The sequence below is a fragment of the Pseudomonas sp. SbOxS1 genome (assembly GCF_013416725.1).
Lineage (GTDB): Bacteria > Pseudomonadota > Gammaproteobacteria > Pseudomonadales > Pseudomonadaceae > Aquipseudomonas.
In genome coordinates, this window is sequence record NZ_JAAVXC010000046.1 from 1 (window position 1) to 22,222 (window position 22,222).

At 60.9% G+C, this 22,222-nt stretch carries 20 protein-coding genes; 10 read left to right on the forward strand and 10 right to left on the reverse strand.

Features of this window, described 5'->3' with window-relative positions:
• Nucleotides 1-272: 272 nt before the first annotated feature.
• From HFK74_RS29290 to HFK74_RS29330, 9 genes are all read right to left on the reverse strand, one after another.
• Nucleotides 273-1,043 (reverse strand): SDR family NAD(P)-dependent oxidoreductase, encoded by a 771-nt coding sequence (locus HFK74_RS29290; protein ID WP_180206566.1) that lies wholly within the window; start codon nt 1,041-1,043, stop codon nt 273-275.
• A 49-nt stretch (nt 1,044-1,092) separates the two neighbouring features.
• A complete protein-coding gene (locus tag HFK74_RS29295) occupies nt 1,093-2,184 on the reverse strand; it encodes an alpha/beta fold hydrolase (RefSeq protein ID WP_257230460.1) in 1,092 nt (363 codons plus the stop codon).
• Nucleotides 2,185-2,580, reverse strand: coding sequence for a phasin family protein (locus HFK74_RS29300; protein WP_180206567.1), 396 nt, complete (start codon nt 2,578-2,580; stop codon nt 2,185-2,187).
• A gap of 20 nt (nt 2,581-2,600) precedes the next feature.
• Entirely contained in the window at nt 2,601-3,917 is a 1,317-nt protein-coding gene (locus HFK74_RS29305) for an alpha/beta hydrolase (protein WP_180206568.1), read from the reverse strand.
• A gap of 134 nt (nt 3,918-4,051) precedes the next feature.
• Nucleotides 4,052-5,779, reverse strand: a complete 1,728-nt coding sequence (locus HFK74_RS29310) for an ABC transporter ATP-binding protein (RefSeq protein WP_180206569.1) — start codon at nt 5,777-5,779, stop codon at nt 4,052-4,054.
• 58 nt (nt 5,780-5,837) lie between these two features.
• Entirely contained in the window at nt 5,838-7,040 is a 1,203-nt protein-coding gene (locus HFK74_RS29315; protein WP_180206570.1) for an aminotransferase class I/II-fold pyridoxal phosphate-dependent enzyme, read from the reverse strand.
• A complete protein-coding gene (locus HFK74_RS29320) occupies nt 7,027-7,287 on the reverse strand; it encodes an acyl carrier protein (protein WP_180206571.1) in 261 nt (86 codons plus the stop codon). The genes HFK74_RS29315 and HFK74_RS29320 overlap by 14 nt, the downstream gene beginning before the upstream one ends.
• Before the next feature lie 36 nt (nt 7,288-7,323).
• On the reverse strand, nt 7,324-8,241 hold the full coding sequence (locus tag HFK74_RS29325; protein WP_180206572.1) for an NAD(P)-dependent oxidoreductase: 918 nt from the start codon (nt 8,239-8,241) through the stop codon (nt 7,324-7,326).
• Nucleotides 8,238-9,968 (reverse strand): fatty acyl-AMP ligase, encoded by a 1,731-nt coding sequence (locus tag HFK74_RS29330; protein ID WP_180206573.1) that lies wholly within the window; start codon nt 9,966-9,968, stop codon nt 8,238-8,240. The genes HFK74_RS29325 and HFK74_RS29330 overlap by 4 nt, the downstream gene beginning before the upstream one ends.
• Nucleotides 9,969-10,387: 419 nt before the next feature.
• On the opposite strand from HFK74_RS29330, the gene HFK74_RS29335 reads away from it, so the two are divergent.
• The 9 genes from HFK74_RS29335 to HFK74_RS29375 all read left to right on the forward strand — a co-directional run bounded on the left by HFK74_RS29335 (nt 10,388) and on the right by HFK74_RS29375 (nt 18,796).
• Nucleotides 10,388-11,530, forward strand: coding sequence for an N-acetyltransferase (locus tag HFK74_RS29335; protein ID WP_180206574.1), 1,143 nt, complete (start codon nt 10,388-10,390; stop codon nt 11,528-11,530).
• The gene (locus HFK74_RS29340) at nt 11,514-12,344 is read left to right on the forward strand and encodes a nucleotidyltransferase family protein (RefSeq protein WP_180206575.1); all 831 of its coding nucleotides are present in this window, start codon (nt 11,514-11,516) and stop codon (nt 12,342-12,344) included. The genes HFK74_RS29335 and HFK74_RS29340 overlap by 17 nt, the downstream gene beginning before the upstream one ends.
• Before the next feature lie 72 nt (nt 12,345-12,416).
• Nucleotides 12,417-13,490, forward strand: a complete 1,074-nt coding sequence (gene lptF, locus HFK74_RS29345) for an LPS export ABC transporter permease LptF (protein WP_180206576.1) — start codon at nt 12,417-12,419, stop codon at nt 13,488-13,490.
• The gene (gene lptG / locus HFK74_RS29350; protein WP_180206577.1) at nt 13,487-14,569 is read left to right on the forward strand and encodes an LPS export ABC transporter permease LptG; all 1,083 of its coding nucleotides are present in this window, start codon (nt 13,487-13,489) and stop codon (nt 14,567-14,569) included. Before lptF ends, lptG begins: the two co-directional genes overlap by 4 nt.
• Nucleotides 14,570-14,643: 74 nt before the next feature.
• Nucleotides 14,644-15,828, forward strand: a complete 1,185-nt coding sequence (locus HFK74_RS29355; protein WP_180206578.1) for a CDP-alcohol phosphatidyltransferase family protein — start codon at nt 14,644-14,646, stop codon at nt 15,826-15,828.
• Nucleotides 15,818-16,789 (forward strand): diacylglycerol kinase family protein, encoded by a 972-nt coding sequence (locus tag HFK74_RS29360; RefSeq protein ID WP_257230461.1) that lies wholly within the window; start codon nt 15,818-15,820, stop codon nt 16,787-16,789. The genes HFK74_RS29355 and HFK74_RS29360 overlap by 11 nt, the downstream gene beginning before the upstream one ends.
• A 15-nt stretch (nt 16,790-16,804) precedes the next feature.
• Nucleotides 16,805-17,770, forward strand: a complete 966-nt coding sequence (locus HFK74_RS29365) for a hypothetical protein (RefSeq protein WP_180206579.1) — start codon at nt 16,805-16,807, stop codon at nt 17,768-17,770.
• Between the two features lie 40 nt (nt 17,771-17,810).
• Entirely contained in the window at nt 17,811-17,963 is a 153-nt protein-coding gene (locus HFK74_RS29370; RefSeq protein ID WP_180206580.1) for a hypothetical protein, read from the forward strand.
• The gene (locus tag HFK74_RS29375; RefSeq protein ID WP_180206581.1) at nt 17,960-18,796 is read left to right on the forward strand and encodes a metallophosphoesterase; all 837 of its coding nucleotides are present in this window, start codon (nt 17,960-17,962) and stop codon (nt 18,794-18,796) included. Before HFK74_RS29370 ends, HFK74_RS29375 begins: the two co-directional genes overlap by 4 nt.
• Nucleotides 18,797-18,816: 20 nt before the next feature.
• Here the strand turns inward: HFK74_RS29375 and HFK74_RS29380 are convergent, their stop codons facing one another.
• On the reverse strand, nt 18,817-19,626 hold the full coding sequence (locus HFK74_RS29380) for an NTP transferase domain-containing protein (RefSeq protein ID WP_180206582.1): 810 nt from the start codon (nt 19,624-19,626) through the stop codon (nt 18,817-18,819).
• Nucleotides 19,627-19,836: 210 nt separating this feature from the next.
• Here HFK74_RS29380 and HFK74_RS29385 point away from each other — a divergent pair, with 210 nt between their 5' ends.
• Entirely contained in the window at nt 19,837-22,197 is a 2,361-nt protein-coding gene (locus tag HFK74_RS29385; RefSeq protein ID WP_180206583.1) for an ELM1/GtrOC1 family putative glycosyltransferase, read from the forward strand.
• The last annotated feature ends 25 nt before the right edge of the window (nt 22,198-22,222 follow it).

Sequence of the window (22,222 nt, forward strand, 5' to 3'; positions counted from 1 at the left end):
CAAGAGCCCTTGGTTACTTGGGGCTTTTCCAAGTGACTCGCTGTAAGAGCGAAACCCTAGGTGGCCGTTACCGCAGGAATGGATATGTACGCCAGAAAGACAATCATCGTCTGTCAGACCGCCTTCGCGGGCAAGCCTCGCTCCTACAGTAAATCAAGTGCATCTGCAGGAGATTGGTCGGCTGTCAGGACGCCTTCGCCGGCAAGCCGGGCTCCTACAGGATTTGCGCCCGCCTTCAGGACGATACCCTGGGCGGCCACCCAATCCAAACGCTAGAGTCCCGAAACAAGATGCCCGCCATCCACCGTAATCACAGACCCCGTCATCCAGGACGAGGCCTGCGTCGACAGCAGCAATAACGCGCCATCCAGCTCCTGCGCAGTCCCAAGCCGGCGCAGGGGAATGCGCTTGATGAGAGCCTCCCCCTGTGGCGTATCCCAAGCGGCTTGCGTCATCTCGGTAGAAATATAGCCGGGTGCGATCGCATTGACCCGAATACCATCACGGGCCCACTCGAGCGCCAGGCTCTTGGTCAGGTGCACGACCGCCGCCTTGGAAGCCGAATAGGCCGCGACACCCGGCATCACCCGCTCCCCTTGGATCGAGGCGATATTGACGATGATCCCGCCCTGCCCCTGGGCTTTCCATAGCCGCGCCACTTGCGTGGATACCAGCCAGACGCCGCGAAGATTGGTGGCGATGATGTCGTCGAACTCCTCGATCGGCTGGGTCATCGCAGCCCCTTCATGGCCGACGCCCGCATTGTTGACCACCACATCCAGGGGCTTGCCCGTTGCGTTAATCGTAGCGACGGCCTGCTCCACCGAGGATTGGGACGCAACGTCCAGTTCGACGACCGTCACCTGCTCGGCGCCGAGCGCCGAAAGCTCGACGGCAAGGGCCTCCAGCCGTGAGGTCCGCCGCGCGCCGATCACCACTTGGGCACCGCAACTGGCCGCCAATCGGGCGAAGTGATTGCCCAGCCCCGAAGACGCGCCGGTGATCAAAATCCGTTGTCCGCTGAGCATCGCACCAAGGTTCATCGCAGTTCTCCTCTGTTGAGTTTGTTCGTTGTCGGGAGGGTTGAAAGCCTTACAGGGAGCGCTGGCCCAGCCATTTATCAAGTGCCGGCCACATGCGTTTTTTCGCTGCGGGGCCGGCCACCAGGCTGACATGGCCGCCCGGTAACACCAGTTCCTGCTTGTCCGATGATCCGACCATCGCCACCAACGGTCGGGCACAGGCTGGAGGTACCAGCGAGTCGTGCTCGGCGATCACGTGCAACAAGGGCACCTTGATGTTTGCCAGATCGATCTTGCGCCCGGCAATGTGCAGGCTGCCCTCATGCAGGCTGTTGTTCCACATCAATTCCTTGATGACCTGGCGGTAGTATTCGCCGGCCAGCGGCAGGTGGTCGTTGCCCCAGCCCACCATCATCCGGTGGTGCCTGACGTAGGCGTCGTTCCACATGTTGTCCCACAGCCGCAGTTGCCCGGCGATGCGGCTGGCGGGGCGCTGCAGGTCGATCGCCGCCATGATCATCTCGCCGGGGATGATCCCCACGGTATCGACCAGCTTGTCGATCTCGAAAAAACGTTGATTGGCGATGCCTCGCGACCAGCTCATCTGCGACCAGTCCACCGGCGTCGTGAAGCACAGCAGGTTCTTCAGCGGGCCGTCGACATGCAGGGCCGCATACAGGGTCGACAGCACGCCGCCCATGCAGTAACCGGCCAATGTCACCTGATCGACCCCGGCGTCTGCCTGTACCCGGGCCATGCAGTCGGGAATGAAATCCAGCACGTAATCTTCAACCCGCAGGGTGCGCTCGGCCTGGGTCGGTGCATTCCAGTCCATCACATAGACGTCGTAACCGCGATCAAGGAGAAACTCGATCAGGCTCTGGCGCTCGGCAAGGTCGAAGATGTAGGCCTTGTTGGTGGGGGCCATCACCAACAGCAATGGCACCCGATACACGTCCTGGCAGGTCGGGTGATACCGATACAGGCCCAGCGTGCCCCGCCGGTGCAATAACGTCCTGGGCGTCTTGCCCATTGCGGGGCCGGGTGACCCGAGGAACTCGAGCCCCTTGAGCCGACGCTGGACCATCCGGTCGACCTCGGTGCAGAGCCGGCCCGCAAGAGCGCGGACGTGACCTTGATGCGGTTGCGTTGCAGCCATCATTCAATCCTCTTTGGGCCCGCGCCTGGTTGCCGGTTTAAGGGTCCGCTTCACGGTTTTCGGCGCAGCCGGCGGTGACGGCTGACGGGCGCGTGAGGGCCGAGGAACAAGCGCGTCATTGACGGGCGCTGGCAGCAGTCGATCGAGCTTGTCTTCGATGCGCTGCACAGCGGTTGCCAGCGCATCGACTTCAGACCGGCTGGGCAGTTCCAGGCGGCGCAAGGCACTGGCGAACGAGCGGTCGAACACATGCTGGACACCCAGCGATACCTTGGAAAACTGGTTGACGGCCTGGGCGACCTCGGCCGACTCGAGCTTGCGCGCAGCCAGCGAGTTGATTTCGCCCTCGATCAGGCCGATTGCTTCACGCCAGATATGAAATGGATCAAGAATGCCCATGGCAATACTCCAGCTCAGCTTTACGCGTGTGGATAGGTCTGGTGCGCGATCCGCCGATCGAGCCGTGCGCTCAGCCGGCGACGCATCAGGGACAAGGGCGCGCTCCAGGGCCGCAGCGCCACCCGCAGGGTGCTGGCGCAAGCCGGGGAAACCTGGCGCAGGAGCGTGCCGGTCCAGCGTTCGGTTGCGACCGAAACCATCAGGCCCGACGTCGACAGTTCTCCCATCGTCGCGCACAGGTGTGATGGCGGCGCGGATACCCTGTCGGCAATTTCCACCGTGCGATCCGGCGCGGGCTCGGTGCGAAAGGCACCCGCCAGTGACTCGCCGATACGCCGCAAGGCGTCAGCGCCGGCACCGATGACCGCGTCGAAGTTCAGGAAGCCATGGAACTGGCCCGCGTAATGCAAAAGCTCCACCGGCACCCCGGCTGCGCGCAAGCGCGCGGTATAGTCCAACCCGTCATCGCGGATCGGGTCGAATCCCGCACTGATGACCAGCGCCGGTGGCAGGCCGCGCATATCCTGGTTGCGACGCGGGGACAGCCAAGGCTCTTCGGGATTGAGCGAATGCAACGAGCCGGCAACGGTCTGGTTGATCTGCGCCAGCAGCCTGTCCGTGATCATGAAGCCTTCGGCATTCTCTGCGAATGAAGGAAACTCCTGCACCAGGTCGGTCGCCGGATAAGCCAGCACCTGCAGGCAGAGCGCCGGTCCCCCGCTACGCAACGATTGCTGGGCCACGGCCGCGCAGATATTGCCACCTGCCGAATCGCCGCCGATGGCCAGTCGCGAGGTATCGATACCCAGCGTCGCGCCGTTCTCGGCCACCCATCGCAGCGCGGCAAGACAATCCTCGCGCCCCGCTGCCAAATCATGCTCTGGCGCCAGTCGATAGCGCACGGCGATGCTGATGCAGTTGGCGTTGCGGGTGGTACTGCGGCAAATCGATTCGCAGGTATCCAGCCCACCGACCACAAACCCGCCGCCGTGGCACCAAAGGAACGCCGGCAGCAGTTGATCGGTTTGATGCGGCTTGAAAATACGCAGCTCGATGGGCCCGCCCGGGCCGTCGATGAGCGTCTCGATCACCGTGGCTACCGGGGGCTGTTGCCCCAGGGCCAAAGAGGTCAGGCGCCAGACTTCACGCAATGCGCGCAGCGAATAGTGCTCGACCGGGCGCAGGCGCGTCGCCATGTTGAGCATGCGCAGAAAAGCCCGGGCATCGCGATCGGGGCGATCCGCTCGACGCACGTGCGGCATGCCGATGACCCGAGTCCAGACTTGCTGGGTGTTCTTGCGTCTTTTTCCTGCGGGTAAACCCGTTGGCGCTGTCATTCAATGTCCCTCGAATGTGTCCTGCCAACAGCCTACCCATTACTGCCTGTCCACTCTCCCCCTCAAGTGGATGGGGGTGACGCCCCCCCCTGCTCTTTTGTTCAAACCAGGTTTCTGGCGTACATGCCCAGGCTTCAGGCTTTCGCCTCATCAGTCCGCGTGCCGTCCGGATCGACGGCATTGTGTATGGCCAACACCTTGCCCTCTCGCACCTCGAGAATCTGATCGGCAATGCGGATCATGGCAGGGCGATGGGATACCGCGATGACAGTGATGCCAGGGGTCAGGTTCTTCAGCACCTGGCATATCTCGGCCTCCGATTCCGGGTCGAGTGCACTGGTGGCTTCGTCCAGGATCAGCAGCCTGGGGCGATGGGCCAGGGCACGCGCGATGACGATACGCTGCCTTTGACCGCCTGAGAGTTTGGCACCGCGCTCGCCTACGATCGATTGCAGCCCGCCAGGACACTCCTGCACAAACTGCCATGCACCGGCCTGGCGGAGCGCGCGTTCGGCGTCGGCGGCATTCAAGGCCTTGTCGCCCAACGTGACGTTGGCCAGGATGCTATCGTGCAGCAGCAAGGTTTCCTGTGTGACATAGCCGATCATTCGGCGCCAGGCCCTCCTGTCCAGGTCATGCAAGTCACAGTCGTCTACCCTGATGCGTCCGGATTGTGGCGCGAGCAGCGTACAAATCAGGTCGAGCACGGTGGTCTTGCCTGCACCGGAAGGACCGATCATGGTGGTGAATGAACCGACCGGAAAGTTCAGCGACACGCTGTCAAGAACCTGCCGCCCCCCGTAGCCAAAGCTGACATTGTCGAAAACGATTTGCCGCTTCAGGGAAGGCGTGCAAGTCCCTCCGACAGGTTCGGCATCGGCGATAGCGTTGTCGATCGACTCGTTGATGGCCCAGTAGGCGCTCTCTTGCGCGGCCATCCGGTGATAGCGCTGCTGCGCCTTGTGCAACAGCCCCAGCATGCGCACCACGACGAAGATCAGCACCATCACCGAAGACAGCGGCATACCGCCGATGACCAGCCCCGCGTAGAGACCCGCCGCGGCAAGGATCGCAAGCATGGGTTCCTGCAAGGCCCTCAGTGTTTCGCGGCTCATCACTTCGCGTTCCAATGCCGTGTTGAGCTCACCGGCGTGACCGCGCAGCAAAGAGTCGGCGATGTCATCCCGGGCCATGGCTTTGAGCGGTTTCACCGAAGCAAGCGTGTCCGTCAGGTAAACCAACAGCTCGCGCATCAGCCGGGTCTGGCTTTTGCCCACGCGCCGCGATGTCTTTACCAGTCCCCGCACGGCCACCAGTAGAACAAAGCCGATCAGCAATGACAGGATCGCCGCCTGCCAGGAGACAAAAAGCGCAATGATCGCGTAGGCCGCGGCCTGGATACCCAGCGCCAGCATATTGGCCGCGTGCTCATAGGCAGTGGAAGCGCGGTAGGCTTCGGTTGCCACGGCGTTGGCCAGCGCTCCGGCGGGTTGGCGTAGATAATATTCCCAGCGGCTGCCCAACGACGCCTTGATCAGGTCAATACGCAGGTCGGTTGCCACATGCGCCACGGTGTAGCCGACCTGTCGATTGCCCAGCAATATCAGCAGGTTACTCAGCGTCATGCCCACGACGATGATCACCAGCATGTTCGCGATCGTGGGTTCCAGGCCTATCGAGTCCATGATCGCGAAGACCTGGATCGCCAGCTTTGAATGGGGCTGGTCCTCAAGCACGGCCGATATCAGGGGCAGCATTGCGCTCAGGCTGACGCTTTCAACCACCCCTGCCAACAGCAGACTCAGGAGCATCAGCACGGTGCGGGCCGGATAGGAGCGGCCAAAGGCAAAAATAATCCGCATGACTGTCGTTCACTATGACGTAGGTAAAGATTAGCTCACCGACAGCTCGCGACACTCATCAAGCGCCCGCTGTGACCAGGCCGATCGGGCCACGCAATGAAGCGAAGGCCTCGATGATCTGGTCGATTTGTTCAGTTGTATGGGCCGCACTGACGCTGCAACGCACCAGGGTGACGGCGCCGGGTGTCGCGGGCGGAAGGACCAGATTGACATAGACGCCCTTCTCTATCAGCCCCCGCCAGACGGCCAGGCCCTCGTGAGGCGACTTCAGCATGACGGCAATCACGGGGCTTGCCTGCGGCCCCAACTGGTAGCCTGACTCTGCCAAACCTTGATAAAGCCGCCGGGCGTTCGACCACAGTTGACGCCGCAGCTCCGGGCGTTCCTTGATGGCCGCGAGCGCCGACCTTACCGAGGCAATCGCCGAGGGCGCGGGTGACGCAGTAAAAATATAGGGTCTGCTGGCGTAGCGAAGCAGGTCCATTTGCCCGTCGTGACAGGCGGCGAATCCGCCGACGGCGCCCAGGCTCTTGCTGAACGTGCCCAACAGGATGTCCACCTCGGAGTCCACGCCCAACTCCTCGGCCAGCCCTCGCCCGTTGGCGCCCAGGACACCAAAGGAATGCGCCTCGTCAACCAGCAGGTAACCGCCGAGGCGACGCTTGACCTCGACTATTTCCCTGAGCGGAGCCTGGTCACCCAGCATGCTGTAGATCCCTTCCACCAGGATGATCGCTTCCCGCGCGCGGTCGCCGAGGCGGACCATGCGCCGTTCCAGGTCAGCGACATCGTTATGGCGAAAACGGATGATCTCCGCACCTCCCAGCTTGCAGGCGTCGTAGATGCTCGCGTGGCAGTCGGCGTCAAGCAGAACCACCTCGCGCGCCCCCGCCAGCGTTCCGATGACGCCCAGGTTGGCGACATACCCGGTCGAGAACACAATGACGGAACGCCGCCCCAGGAAATCAACCAGCTCTTCCTCCAGCGCGCTGTGCCCGGCGTAACTGCCGTTGGCCATGCGAGAGCCGGTGGTGCCGGTGCCTTCAAGCTCCAGTGAGCGCTGCGCCGCCTTGATGCTATCGGGGTCGAACGTCAGCCCGAGATAATTATTGGTGCCGGCCAGAATGACCCTTTGCCCCTGGATACAGCCCTCGGTCGGGGAATACATCTCATCGATGCGAATTCCAAAAGGATGGATCTGTGAGTCACAGAGACTGGCGCGCTCGGCGGCCAGCTTGCCGAACTTGTCAAATAGTCCCATTGGCGTGCTCCATCAAATTGAGAATGGCGTGAGCCAACTGCGCAGGTGTGCGCACATCCATCAGGATATTGAGATGGATCGAGATGTCGAACTCGTCTTCCAGTTCCATCAGCATGTCCATCACCTTGATCGATTCCATTCCCAGGTCCTGGGCCAGGTCGGTATTGGGGTTGATTGGCGTTCCGGGAGGTGCGAACCGCACGATGAGCATCATCACCCTTTCGAGTATCGTTTCTTGTGTGATCATCGAGGGTCTCCTTGGGTTCAGTGGCTCTTGGCGCGTTCAGAACAGGTGATTGCGCAACGCTTGCGGTAACAGGATCCGGGGCTCCCAGCCCAATGTCGCGCTAATGCGGGCATTGCTGCAAGTCCAGTCAGGGTGCATCAGTTCATTGACTTTACCGGGGGTCAACATGGGCGCCTGCCGGGTGAAACGAGACAGCACCAGGTTAGCCCGTGCGATTGCTTTCAATAGCCAGGCAGGCACTACCGCTTGCCGTACCGGCGCATTGCGGATGTCGGTGGCGATGCTGGCCAGGCTTGCCCAGTCGTACCCCTGCGCCTGGCCGTCACATAACTCAAAGGTCTGCGATTGCACGACAGGTGCATCCAGCCACTGCATGACGGCACTGACCAAATCGTCCACGTGGAGAAAGCTGAACTGTGAATCGCCGCGACCGAGGGTCACCAGCCAGCCGCGTAGAAGCCACTCGAACACCGGACGCAACTCGCGATCGCCCGGTCCATACACGGCGGTCGGCCTGAAAATACACACGGGGATCGCCCCGGCAGCGGCCCTGACCTGCCGTTCACCTTCGAATTTGGAAGCGGCGTACCAGGACAATGTCGGATGCCTGGCGGCAAGGGACGAGATCAGCAGGAAACGCTCGCAACTGCCACCCAGCCGCGTCGCCTCCATCAAGCGCTTGCTGCCCAGCACATTGACCGCGTCGAAGTCTCGGGCATCCCGGCCCCGGACCTTGCCTGCGCAATGAATGACGGCATCCGCACCCCTGGTGAGTTCGGCGAGGGCCTGCCGGTCTTCCAGTGTTCCCCTGATCCACGTTGTTCCATCCGCTGCCGTTCCGCCCCTGTTACGAGCCAAGGCACGGACCTCCACACCACGGGTGACGAGTCGTTCGCGTAGGACACTGCCGATGAAGCCCGTCGCGCCGGTGAGCGAAACAACGCGGGCACTCACGTCTCCTCCAGCGCTGGATAAGGAAGGTCGGTGTTCGCCTGGGCCATGAATCGTTCCAGGGCTTCGGCACGGGAAGGTTTGCCCGAGGAGGTTCGAGGCAGCGAGTGAGGCGGTACAAGGTGCACGTCGGTCACAAGACCGAACTCACTGATGATCTTCGCAACCAGGGTCCGGACCAGGCGTTCGCGATTTTCCGGTTCACGGATGCGGCATTGAACCTGGACCACCACTTGGGGCTCATCATCGCCGGGCACGACAAATACGATGGCATCGCCCGGCCTCAGTTCGGCTTCGGACTCCACCAGGTATTCGATATCCTGCGGCCAGATGTTTCTACCGCGGACAATCAGCAAATCCTTGCGCCGTCCGGTGATATGGAGTTCGCCTCGGGACAGGTACCCCAGGTCGCCGGTGTCCAGCCAGTCGGCTTTCAAGGCCATCTGCGTGCTTGGCGGGTCATTGAAATAGCCTGACATTACGCTGGGACCCTGAACGAATATATGCCCCACTTCCCGCTCCGCCAGCACCAGCCCCGCAGCATTGCGGATTTCCACACAATGGCCGGGTAAAGGCGCGCCACAGTTGGTAAAGGTGCAGCTTGCCGAATCATCGGCCGTGCACACCTGCGCCCTGAACTGATGCTCCAATACCTGGCGAACCACATGATCCACCTGCACCCCTACCCCGCGGCGGGCAAAGCTGACGGCGAGTGTGCTTTCCGCCAGGCCGTAGCAAGGCGTGAAGGCGGCCGGATCGAATCCGGTATCTAGAAAGCAATCGGCGAAACGGCTTAGCACCGATGCCCGAATCGGTTCCGCGCCGATCCCCGCGACACGCCAGCAGGAGAGATCCAGCGCAGTTTTGTCCGGCTCCCGGACTCGCCGGGTACACAGGTCATAGCCAAACGGCGGGGATACCGAGACCGTTACCCGATTCTGGCTGATAAGCTTGAGCCATTGCCCGGGCCGGGTGGCGAAATCCCGGGTGTGCAAGTAGTCGACAGTCAGTTGCGCGGCCATCGGCGCCAGGACAAAACCCACCAGCCCCATGTCATGATAAAAGGGCAACCAGGAGGCGCATCGGTCCCCTGCGCGTACACCGACACCGTCCACGACGATGCCCCTGATGTTGGCCATCACCGCACGCTGGGTAATGATCACGCCACGAGGAAAGCGGGTACTGCCGGACGTGTATTGCAAGTAGGCGATGTCCTCCGGCAAGACGCTGGGAAGCGCCTGCACCGCAGGCAATTCGCCCAATTTCTCAACAGACCCGACGAACACCTGGTGGTTGTCCCCCAGCGCTTCGCGGATATAGGGCAGCCATTCCTCCAACCCTAAAACGGCCGCCGGCGCGCAGTTGGCGAACAGCCCTTTCAACTTGTCCACGTAAGAACGATGACTTCCAAGGCTGGAAGGAACCAGAAGCGGAACGGCGATCAGGCCGGCGTATTGGCAAGCGAAAAAGGACTCGATAAAGCTGGGGTGCGTATCGGCGATCAGCGCGACCCGGTCGCCTTTCTTCAACTTGAGCCCAAGTAGCCGCTGCGCAATCGCAACCGCATTACTTCTGAGCGTCGCGTATTCGAGCGCTGCATCCAAGTGGCAATGCCTGTCGTAGAAGTTCAAGCCGGTATGACCTGAAGCGGCATAATCGAGTGCTTCCACCAGCGTGGAAAAGTCCGCTAGACGTTGGGTGAGTGCCTGGTTTGAAAGGGTCGCAGACATAACAAAACACCCATCCATTTAGCCAAGTAAGGACAAGTCAAATAGCGGATTGATCACCTGCGCCAGTAAAACACGTGCCGTTCTACTGCCCTCAAAACCGTTTCCATGGAGTCTTGGCCCCAGGATATCCGGCTCAGCCTTTTCAATTAATTACAAAGCCTAACGCAATACTAATCGGCATCTGGGTGAGCGCAAATTTTTTCCCGGGTGAGCGACGACCGGCGAGTTTCGACTGTAGCAATAGCACCTCGTTCTCAAACACGACGTTTGTCGCAAAGTGCGTTGATTACTAAGCGCTTACTGAAGCACTGGCACCTATATTTGCTGCACGCGCGCCCTGCGCCGATACTTCAGCTACGCTCTCCCAGGCACTAAGAAAGAGATGCGAGTTCAACTGCTACGGACTTTTGTGGCCAACGATGATCAATAAGAAGTTGCCAATCATTACGCGCCCTGTCCTCTCACGCCTGGATCTCGAGACATTCATCAGTTTCCCGGGGACCCTGTATCGCAACGATCCTTGCTGGATCGAACCTATCCATTACGAGCGCCATGAACTCCTTTCTGCAAAGAATCCGGCATCCCCTCACCTGACATGGCAGGCGTGGCTGGCCTGGTCGGGAACTGAAGTCGTGGGGCGTATCACCGCACAGGTCGACACCCTTCACCGGCAATTGCACGGCGACGATTCGGGGCACTTCGGGATGCTGGAAGCCGTGGACGACCCCGCTGTTTTCGACAGCCTGTTCGCGGCGGCAGAGGCCTGGCTGCGTGAACGTGGCGCTGCACGCATCACAGGCCCCTTCAACCTGACCATCAACCAGGAAAGCGGGCTGCTGGTGGAGGGATTCGATCATCCCCCGTCCGCCATGATGGGGCACGGACAGCGTTTTTATGACCAAAGGCTCACCGCCCTGGGCTACCGGCAAGCCAAGGATTTGCTCGCCTATTGGATGCGCACCGACCAACTGCATTTCCCGCCGGCCTTGTCGGCGATGATGGCGCGCGAGCGCAAGCGCGTGGTGATCAGGCCCCTGGCCCCCCGTCAGTTCCGGCGAGACATGCGCATTCTGCGAGAAATTTTCAACGACGCCTGGAGCCACAACTGGGGTTACGTACCCTTCACCGAATCCGAATTCTACGAGCTTGGCAGCCAATTGCGGCTGCTGGTTCCCAAAGACCTGCTATACATCGCCGAAGTCGACGGCGAACCCTGCGCGTTTATCGTGGCCATGCCGAACATCAACGAGGCGATCGCCTCGCTCAACGGGCGCTTGCTGCCCTTTGGCTGGCTGCGGCTGCTGTGGCGGCTCTATGTCAAGGGCCCGCGGACCGCACGCGTGCCCCTGATGGGCGTCAAGCAAACGTACCAGTTCAGCCGATTGGGCCCTGCACTCGCCTTGTTACTGATCGAAGCGCTCAAGCCACCCTTCGTCAAACGCGGCATAGAAGCCCTGGAAATGTCGTGGATCCTGGAATCGAATGCGGTCATGCGCAAGATTCTCGATCAAATCGGCGCCACTTCCTACAAGCGCTACCGGATCTATGAAAAGCGAATTTGAGGTTCGACGGTTCACTGCTTTGGTCCTGGCTGCCGACAGGGGGCCGGCCGATCCCGTTGCCGCCATGGCCGGGACTTGCTGCAAGGCACTGGCGCCGGTGGCTGGGGTACCCATGGTTCGCCACGTAGTCGAGGCGTTGCAGGCCAGTGAGCGGATCGACCGAATCGTACTCGTGGGTCCGGCGCGACATTTACTGGCGCAAGATGCCTCGATGACGCAACTGCTGGACACCGCCACCGTCAGTTGGCTGGAACCCGCCAGCTCCCCCAGTACCAGCGCGGCGCTGGCGCTGGCGCGTCAACCGGCAGACAGCCCCGTGTTGGTGACTACAGCGGACCACGCGCTGCTCTGCCGGGAGATGGTCGACTATTTTCTTCAACAAGCGACTGCAAGCGGCCATGACTTCGTGGTGGCGGTGACACCACTGGACACGGTGCTGGCTCGTTTTCCAGGCACCCGCCGCACCGGCATCCGGCTGCGCGGCGGCCCGTATTGCGGCAGCAACCTGTTCGCCTTCATGACAGACGATGCTCGACGCCTCGCCAGCTTCTGGCAACGGGTCGAAAACGATCGCAAGCATCCCAGGCGAGTCGTCGCCGGCGCGCTGGGCTTTGCGGGAATACTGCGCTATCTGTTGGGTCGGTTAACCCTGGAACAAGCGCTGCAACAGCTTTCCGACAGGTTCGGAGTGAGCCTCGGGGCGGTGATCATGCCCTTCGCGGAGGCCGCTATCGATGTCGATTCGCCGCTCGATTATCAAATGGTGGAGAGGCTTCATGCCCAGAGAAATCAATCGATACCGAACGATAGCTGATGGATCTGGGCGGCAAGAATGCCCGATCGCGCGAGCGCGGTCCGGGCACGGCGCAAGGTCAGGATCCAGGGCATGTTCCTGATCGAACGCTACGTGATCGCCGAGATCCGCCGGCCAGTGATCGTGATGGTCAGCATCCTGGTGTTCATCTTTGCCAGTTATTCGGCAGAACGGTACCTCGCTGACGCCGTCGAGGGCACGCTCGCATTGCAGGCAGTGCTGCAGATGGTGTTCTACAAGGTACTGATTGCCCTGGAAATGCTGGTGCCGGTGGCTTTGTATGCCTCGGTGACGCTTGCGGTGGGACGCCTGTGCCATGACTCCGAAATCATTGCGATAGCCGCCTCGGGGGCAAGCCCGCTACGGATCTACCGGGCTGTCCTGCTGCTGGCCATTCCGATCTCGCTGGCGGTGGCAATGCTTTCGCTCTACGGGCGCCCCTGGGCTTATACGCAAGCCTATGTACTGGAACAGCAATCGCGAACAGACCTGGACGTCAATCATCTGCAGGCGCAACGGTTCAACCTGAACAACGAAAACGGCAGGATGATTCTGGCGGAACGCATCGACCGCACTGATGGCCGGCTCCACGATGTACTGATCTATGATCCGGGTGACTCGAAAAGCCGTATATTTCGCTCCGGGCAAGCGCGGATCCTCGATCCGAATCCCGACGATCCGATCGTGGAGCTGACGCAAGGCCATTCCTATCTGCTCAAACACAATGCTTCGCGGGACATTTCGGAAACGTTCGAGCACATGCGGCTGCACTTGCTACCCATCGAACGGGCCGCCGAAGGTAAGCGCAAGGCCACTCCCAACGAAGTGTTGGAGGCTTCCAGCGCGCCTTCGGACAAGGCCGAATTGCAATGGCGCCAGACGCGGGGGGTAAGCGCTACGGTACTTGCGTTGCTCGCCATTCCGTTGAGCCGCACCCGGCCCAGGCAGGGACGATTCGCGACCCTGCTGCCCGTGACCGCGGTCTTCGCCTTGATCTACTACGCAGCGGACATCTGCAAGACGATGGTGGGCAACAGCACCCTGCCCTTGTATCCGGGTTTGTGGACCGTACCGTTGCTGATGAGCCTGGCCCTGCTGGTTTTCCTGGCGCGCGACCTGGCAAATTTTCGGTTCGGCTACCGATGAAAATCCTCGATCGCTACATTACCCGCCATGTGTTCTTCGGTTTCGCGGCGGCGGCAGCGCTGCTGCTACCGTTGTTCAGTACGCTCGACCTGGTGGGTGAACTTGACGACGTGGCGCCTGGCGGGTACCGGTTGAGCCAGGCCATCGAAGTCGTGTTCCTGACGCTGCCACGCCGTGTGGTCGAGCTTGGCCCCTTTATCGCCCTGCTTGGCGGCATTGCCGCGCTGGGTCAATTGGCAGCCACCCGGGAACTGACGGTCATGCGCGCCACCGGGCTGTCGATTGCCCGGATCGGGCTCACGGCGACGGTGGCCGGTCTTTTGCTGGCGCTGGCATGGGCGGCACTGGATGAATGGGTGGCTTCGCCCCTGCAGCAAAATGGCCTGGAACTGCGCAACGAAGCCATCGCCGCCGGTGCGCAAGCCAGCAACGATCAAGGAAGTGTATGGGCTCGACAGGACGATCAGATCGTCCGTATTGGCAATCTTGCGCACAAACGGTTGCCGGTCAATATCGAGATTTTCAGGTTCGACAATGACCGCTCACTGGTTTCCTACATCTTTGCAGAGTCGGCGGACATACTGGAGGCCGGCCAGTGGCGCTTGAACAATGTCCAGGTGAAACAGTGGGACCAGGGCACTGCAACGACGCAACAACTCGATCATATGCCCTGGCTCTCGATTTTTGGCGGAGCCCGACTGGGCGACATCACGCTGCCGACCGAAAGCCTGTCGGCTCGCCAGCTCTATCGTTACATCGCCTACCTCAAGGGCTCCGGCCAGCCCTCGGCACAATACGAAATGGCGATGTGGCAAAAGCTCGGGCGACCGATCCTGACCCTGGCGATGATCCTGTTCGCCATCCCGTTTGCCTTTGCACAACCGCGCTCGCCCAACCTGGGTGCACGGCTGGCCTTGGGTGCGCTGGTCGGATTAATGGTCTATGTCAGTAATCAGATCATCGTAAACCTCGGTCTACTGCTAAAAATGAACATTCTGGTCACCACTTTGGGGCCGGCACTGGCCTTGCTCGCAGTGGCGATCCTGATGGTGGGATACCTCGACCGGGGCAGCCGTTGAAACATCATGCTGTTCAATGGACAGGGCGTTGGCGCCCGCTCCTTCAATCAACGTGATTTGGCGCAGGCGCAACCATGAAGACTCCCGTTTACCTGATCTGTAGTTGCCCGGTGCGGCTGTGGGGCCTGACTTCCAGGGAGCGAGTGGGCCGTATGCTCGCAAAGTTTCCCAACGCCTATCTCTGCAACCCGGACGATCCGTTGCCCGCCCAGGGCGAGGTCGTCCTGCTGCGCGAGGATTACCTTTACGATGACCGCGTGCTCCAGGGGCTGCTGGCAACGCCTGAAATCGCGCTACAGGACCCGCGAACCGGCACCATCGTCGCGGCCCACACCGATGTCGAACGGCTCGCACACTCGCCCAGCCTGGACACTGATGCCGTCGCCGGATTGCGCAAAGTGGTTCCCGGTACCGTGGCCACCGCGATGCAGACACAACTGCGCAAATTCGATCCGCCGTGGGTCGCGCAAATCACCGCCACCAATCAGGCGCATCTTGAGAAGTCGCTGTTCAACGGTTCCTACAAAGGCGTCACCGACTTCATCACCCGGGCGATCTGGCCTGTCCCGGCTCGCTGGGCCACCGTCTGGTGCGTGCGGCTGGGTCTCAGTCCCAATCAGGTGACTGCGGCAAGTTATGTCCTGGCCATCGCGGCAGGCTTTCTGTTCTGGCATGGGCTATTTGGCGCGGGCCTGCTGGCCGGCTGGTTGATGACGTTTCTGGATACGGTGGATGGCAAGCTTGCACGCGTCACGGTGACCTCCACGCGCTTTGGAAACATCTTCGACCATGGCCTGGACCTGATTCACCCGCCCCTCTGGTATATCGCATGGGGATTGGGCTATGAGGCGACCTGGGACTCGGATATACCCCTCGACCCAGTGCTCTGGGCCATTTGCCTGGGCTACGTCGCAGGTCGACTGTGCGAAGCTGCGTTCAAGTTCGCCGCGCCTTTCTCGCTGTTTCTCTGGCGCCCGTTCGACTCGCTCAACAGGCTGGTCACCGCGCGGCGTAACCCCAATTTGCTCATATTGACCTGCTTGTGGGCGATGGATGCCCATGACACGGCGTTGATTTGGGTAGCCGTCTGGACCTGCCTCTCGACACTGATCCTGGGGGTTCGCTCGGTGTCCGCCATTGTCTTGAAGCAGCGGGGGCAGCCACCCCAGCCCTGGCTTAGCCGCATCGACATGGCCGCCGAACGCGACCGCTTGATCGTGCGGATGTTCGCGCCCCGCTCGGGCCTCAATGATGCATGAAGCCTGCGCGCGGCCCGGGAAAGTCGCGATTGTGCTCAATCCTTGCAGCGGCACCCTGCGACGCGCCTTGCCCAGGTTCCGCCTGCTCGCTCGCAACGTACCCGGTGCGATGGTGCTCGAAGCGACCACGGCCCAGGAGATCGCCGACGCCGTGTGCCACTTCCAGCTGAGGGAAAGTGACCTGTTGGTGATTCTGGGCGGCGACGGAACCCTGCAAGCCGCCCTCTCCATTCTGCTGAGTCGCGAGCCCGCAGGCCTACCCACCGTTCTGGTTATTCCGGGCGGCACCACGAACATGAGTGCGATCGATCTGGGCGCGCGCCTGAGCGCCGAAAAGGCCCTGACGAGTTTATCCGCCTGGCTCGCCGGGAATTGCGCCGCGCCAAAAATCGTATCGCGCGCGGCGCTTCGGGTGGATGGGCCGCCGTACCAAGGGCCGCGATTCGGAATGTTCTTCGCCATTGGTGCTGTGGTTAACGGCGTGCGCTACTACCATCGGGAGCTTCGGCCCAAGCGCGTACCCGGGGCTCTGGGACCGTCGCTGGCCTTCGGCCGAATGCTGCTCTCAGCGCTGAAAAACTTGCCACACGATCTGTTCCCGGCATTACCTGCTCGCCTGGGCACCCATCGCGGCGTCTGGGAAGGCGACTGGCTGTTGGTGTTTGCCACGACCCTGAACAGGCTCCTGGCCGGGAGCAGGCCTTATTGGGGCACCGAACAACAGCCCATTCATTTAACCGCCATTGCGCATCGACCCAGGCGACTGGCCCTCATCCTGCCGTTCCTGCTCCGGGGGCGGGCCTGCTCGATGATCAAAGAGCAGGATGGTTACTTCAGCCACAATTTCACCCGGATGGATCTCGGTGGTGCCGACGAGTACGTGCTGGACGGGGAAATTTTTGCAGCACAGGGCACGATCACGCTCGCCGCCACGGCCCCGATCCGCTTCATGACCTTTTAGGACAATTGAGATCCCATGCGAGCCTCTGATTCTGCGCCGCCCCCAGCGGACCTGCTCGAACGGGTCAGGGAGCAATGCACGCAGCCGATGCCCGGCGAGCTGGACAGGATTGTCCAGGCGTTGCACATACGCCTGGGTGACGCATTGGTGGCGCTGCTGGTCTACGGTTCATGCCTGCGCAACGGCGACCTCACCGATGGCATTGTCGACTTTTATGCGCTGGTCGACAGCTACGCTCACGCTCATCCAAAGCGCGTGCAGCAACTCGCCAATGCATGGCTCCCCCCCACCGTGATCCTCGTCAGGACGCCTGCGACCGATGGACGAATACTCCTTGCCAAATGCGCCCTCCTGTCGCTGCAGGACTTCGAGGTGGGTACCCGTTCGTGGTTTCAAAGCTACCTCTGGGCCCGTTTCGCCCAGCCCTGCCGACTCGTTTATTTCAAGGACGAGGATACGCGCAGGCGTATCCATCTCGCATTGGCTCAAGCCGTCATGACGCTGATGAGCCACTGCGTCGCCACTCTACCGGATCGATTCGACAGCTACACACTATGGGTCAGGGCACTGTCACTGACATACGGCGCCGAGCTGCGCCCCGAATCAGCCGATCGCCCCGGGCAGCTCGTCCGGCATGACAGGACCTATTATTCGCGCATTACCCGAGCCGCCGCGCCTGCTGTGAAGCACTTGGCAACCTGTGCGGGCGAAGAGGATAGTTATCGCAACCTTAGCCCAGCCGCAACGCGCCGAGATAATGAGCGAGTGTGGCGATTAAGGCGGATTCAGGGGAGAACCTTGAACGTAGCACGGCTGGTCAAATCCTTCTTCACCTTCGAAAACGGTGTCGACTACCTGATCTGGAAGCTGGAGCGCCACTTGGGTGAGTCCATCGTCGTGACCCACAGATTGCGCCGTTTTCCCCTGATCTTCGGCTGGCCATTGCTCTGGCGACTGCTGAAAAACCGCCGGTTACGCTGATGAAGTCGCTCCTTGCCAACGCGAACCACAGAGGCAACCCATGAACAGAGGTGAAGATCGCCCCAGCGCCCGATTTCCAAAGCGCAAGCAACGGCCCAGCGTGGCGCTCGGGTTGTGGATCATCAAGCGTCTGGAAAAAATCATCCTGCGCAGCCGAGCCCTGTCGGGTATAGAGGATTACCAGCCACGATGACCCGTCTCCTGCATATTTCCGATACGCATTTCGGCACGGAACAGCCCCCCGTCATGCAAGCCTTCGAAACGCACGTCAAGGCTCACGGTGCCGATCTGGTCCTTTTCTCAGGGGACATCACGCAGCGCGCCAGGCGTGAGCAATTCGCCTCGGCGCAGGCATTCATCAAGCGCATCAAGGACTACGGAGTACCGCAAGTCCTGACGATACCCGGCAACCACGATATTCCCATGTACAACCTGTTCGCGCGCATTTTTTCACCCTATGGGAATTATCACCGGTACATCGACAGCAATCTCGCGCCCATCTTCGAGAATGACGATGCCCTGATCATCTGCTTGAACACCACACACCCTAAACGCCGCAAAGCAGGCAAGGTCACCGCCCGGCAAGTCGAGGAAGTGGCTGAGCGGCTACAGAAATGCGACCCGCAAAAGCTGCGCATCGTCGTCGCGCATCAACCGTTCGGTTCAATCGTCGCCAGCGACCGACGCAACCTGCAGATCGGCGCCAGGGCTGCACTGGAACGCTGGGCCTCGGCAGGGCTCGATCTGGTGATGGGGGGGCACATACATCTTCCCTATGTGCTGGCACTCAGCACGCAATATGCCGGACTGTCCAAGGAAATCTGGGGGGTTCAGGCGGGAACTACGCTCTCGTCACGTCTACGCGGCAATGCCCCCAATTCGTTCAATCGAATCAATCTGGACAAACGAACCCGGCAAGTCACCATCGAACGCTGGGAGTATTCTGCCTCCAGCGGCGCGTTTGAGCGTGGGGTCGAATCTCATTGTGACTGTGTGCTGTCTGCGGGTGTGAGCCCAATCGGTTGAAGGGGCTTGGAGTTCCCACGTCAGGAGCGCCCGCTCTCGTCCTCAACACAGCAGGTTTCTGTGCCACGCTTGCGGTCTACCCAGGGCTTGACGAGCACTTGTGCTGCCCTGAGGTCGGCAGGATAGTCCAACTCAACCCAGCCCAACCCTTCGATTGACTGCGCGAAAACCTGCCCAGTTGTCCCTGCAAGATGATCGATGATGCTCAAGTACCACATTTGCAGGGCTTCAGGACGGCGCATGCTTTCTTCCAGCGCACTTCGAAACAGCGGCCCTCCTCCCGTCTGGAAATGCATCATGCCAATAGACTCCCCGTCGACATAATCGAGCGGGATCTGTTTACTGATGGCGCTGATTCGATCACCGACGAGTTGGACTTTCATATCGTCGCTGTCGTAAGCCGGTTTCCTGTCGACCGCGAGTGTAATTGCCCTGGCAGGTGCATCAAGTAGTCGTTCCAGGACTGGCTGGTCGAATAATGTATCGCCATTTAGCAGGATGAAATCGTCGTGCATGATTTGGCGAGCCATCCAGCAACTGGCCAGATTATCGGCAACTTCAAAGAACGGGTTATAAATCGTAGAAATGACACCTGGTCCGTAACGTTCGTTCAACACCCGTTCGACCTGCTCTGCACCATAACCGATCACCGCGGTTATCCGGCTTATACCGGCGGCCATCAGCGCATCAATCTGCCATTCTATGACCCGCTGCCCACCCACCTCGATCAGGCACTTGGGGCTGTTCGTCGTATAGGGAAGAAGCCGTCGTCCTTGTCCGGCGCTCAACAAGATTGCTGCAGTACGGGTGCGTTGTTCGAATAGACCCATTTCTCCCGGGCTCCTATTTAAGGATTTGAACTAGCAGGACCTGCGGTCATTTAAAGACTTGCTTGGTAGACTAGAACAATCCATTCGTTCAGTTAAACCTTTCGACACCCGCCCATCGCCTCGACTGAAAAAAACACCATTCGGAAACTTTATCCTCGACGCTCGTATTTCACTCTATGCTTGGGTGGTTAATTTTCCGAGGACATGCCCATGCGCCTGGAGGGTTCAGCACAGTCATCCTCAAGCATCGATACCTGCGACCCCGTCGCCGACGCGAACACTGGGGACCAGGTGGCGATCCCCCGCATCGAGCCGATAGTCCTGGCCGCCCGAGCGGGTGACTCGCAGGCACCCGCCGTGCGCATCTTCCTGGGTACCGAACCTGCGCAGTACCGTGCCGAGCGCATGTTTGTCTATGCGCTGGAGCAGGTGCGAAACCCGGACCGCCGCTATGAGATTTACCGGATGACGGGCCTGCCCGGCTTCGACCAGGCGGGCTGGCGTACTGGTTTCACCAATTACCGCTTCGCTATCCCGGACCTGGCGGGGCGCCACGGTCGCGCGCTCTATAACGACGTCGATCAGATCTACACCGCCGACCCGGCCCCGCTGTTCGACCAACCGATGGGCGAGCACGGCTATCTGGCGCTCGCGCCCAGAGAGACCGCTGTCATGCTCATCGACTGCGAGCGGATGCACCGCTGCTGGAATATGAAAGCCGCCACCACGACCAGCAAAAAGAAACTGCACGCGCTTGCAGCCGAGATACCGGGCTGCTTCGGGATACTGGATGCCATCTGGCACGCACGGGATCTGGAATACAAACACGGCGAGTCCCGGTTGTTGCATTACACGACGCTGCATCTACAGCCCTGGAGACCACTGCCCGCGCAATACAGCTATCAGATTCACCCCTACGGCGAAATTTTTCTCAGCCTTGAGGAGGCGGCAGACGCTGCCGGGTATGAGCTCTACACGGCCGTACAGCCCAGCCCCCGATTCGTCCACGCCAGTCGGGAGGTCACCTCGAAACCTTCGCTTATCCCGGAAGATGTCAAACTGCTCAGCCGCAAGCTGCAATGTGCGAAGCTCGGGCTGATCGGGCCATGGCAACAAACCGAGGCAGATGGCATGGCGGTCAGGCCGTTCGATATTGAGCAGCTTCGCCAGGTCGACTTACCGCCTCAGGATTTCATCGCGGCCCATGGTCTTGAAAAGCTGGCGCCGCAAGACCTGCCCTGGGTCCTCGATCGCCTGTTCAGCCTGGCCAGCCGATTGCTTTACATCCAGGCAAGACTCAGTGGCGATGGTTCGATGATCAGCTCTGTCAGCGGCTGGCGCCGACTCCTGCGGCGCATCGCGCGGCGCTATCCGGATCGTTGTTGGCAACTCGATTGCGAGGATGAGAAGGGTCGCACGCAGCGCTTTGTCGCGGACCATGCATTGCGGCGCAAGACGGCCGACAGCCCCAAGGTCTGGGTGCTGCTGAGCAATCATGCAGGTGACAATGCCCAGCTGATCGCCATGGCCGACGCATTGGGCTGGCCTTACGAATGCAAACGCATCACCATCCCCCCCCGCCCTTATATGCTCGACGCCCTGCTGGGCACCTGGTTGCCCAGACGGCCAGTACCGGGCCTGACCGCGCCCTGGCCAGACATGGTCTTGAGTGCGGGACGGCGCTGCGCCCAGGTTGCCCAGTGGATCAAGCATCGCTCCAAGGGCACGACACGACTGGTCCATGTGGGACGTGCCCAGCTCCCCTTGTGGCGCTTCGACCTGGTGTTGTCGACGCCGCAATATGGGCTTGCCCTGGCGGACAACGTAGTGGACCTCCCTGCCCCGTACATGAACCCGCGCACGCTGGACCAGGCGCAACTGGAGCTATGGCGAGAACGCTTCACTTCGCTGCCTCGCCCCTGGATCGCCGTCCTCGTGGGCGCAAGCGCCGCTCCTTATTGCATGGACGCCGACGCAGAGGTTCGGCTCGGCCGTGAAGCCAATGCGGCAGTCAAGGCCCTGGGTGGCTCGATTCTGTTATCAACCAGCCCGCGCTCATCTGCAACGACCACCGATACGTTGCTGTCCGCCATTGACGTTCCATGCTGGGCGTATCGATTCGGTGAGGCGCAAGACAACCCTTATCCTGCTTTTCTCGCGCTGGCGGATGGATTCATTGTCACCGGCGACAGTCTTTCAATGCTGACAGAGGCCTGCATGACCGGGCGTCCGGTGGCGGTATTTCCGTTGCCCATCCAACGCAAGGGCAAAGCCCGGCTTCGCCATGCACTGGAGCAACGACTGGGGGTCATTGACCGGACAACGGGGGCACGTGGCACACCCAAGCAACAGGAAGGCTTCAGCCGATTCTATTTCAAACTCGTGTCGGGCGGACTGATAAGGCGGGAACGACAGTTCGAGCAGGCGCATATCGCACTGGGCGTCATGCCCTTGTCACAAGGGACCTTGCAGCCACCAATGCTTTCTCCACAACTGCTGGAAAGCGCCCGCGAACGCGCCATCAACGCCATTCGCGGACTGATAACCGGCGAACGCCCGCAAAGTGATTGATCCGACTAAAGCCATGGCGGCCGCG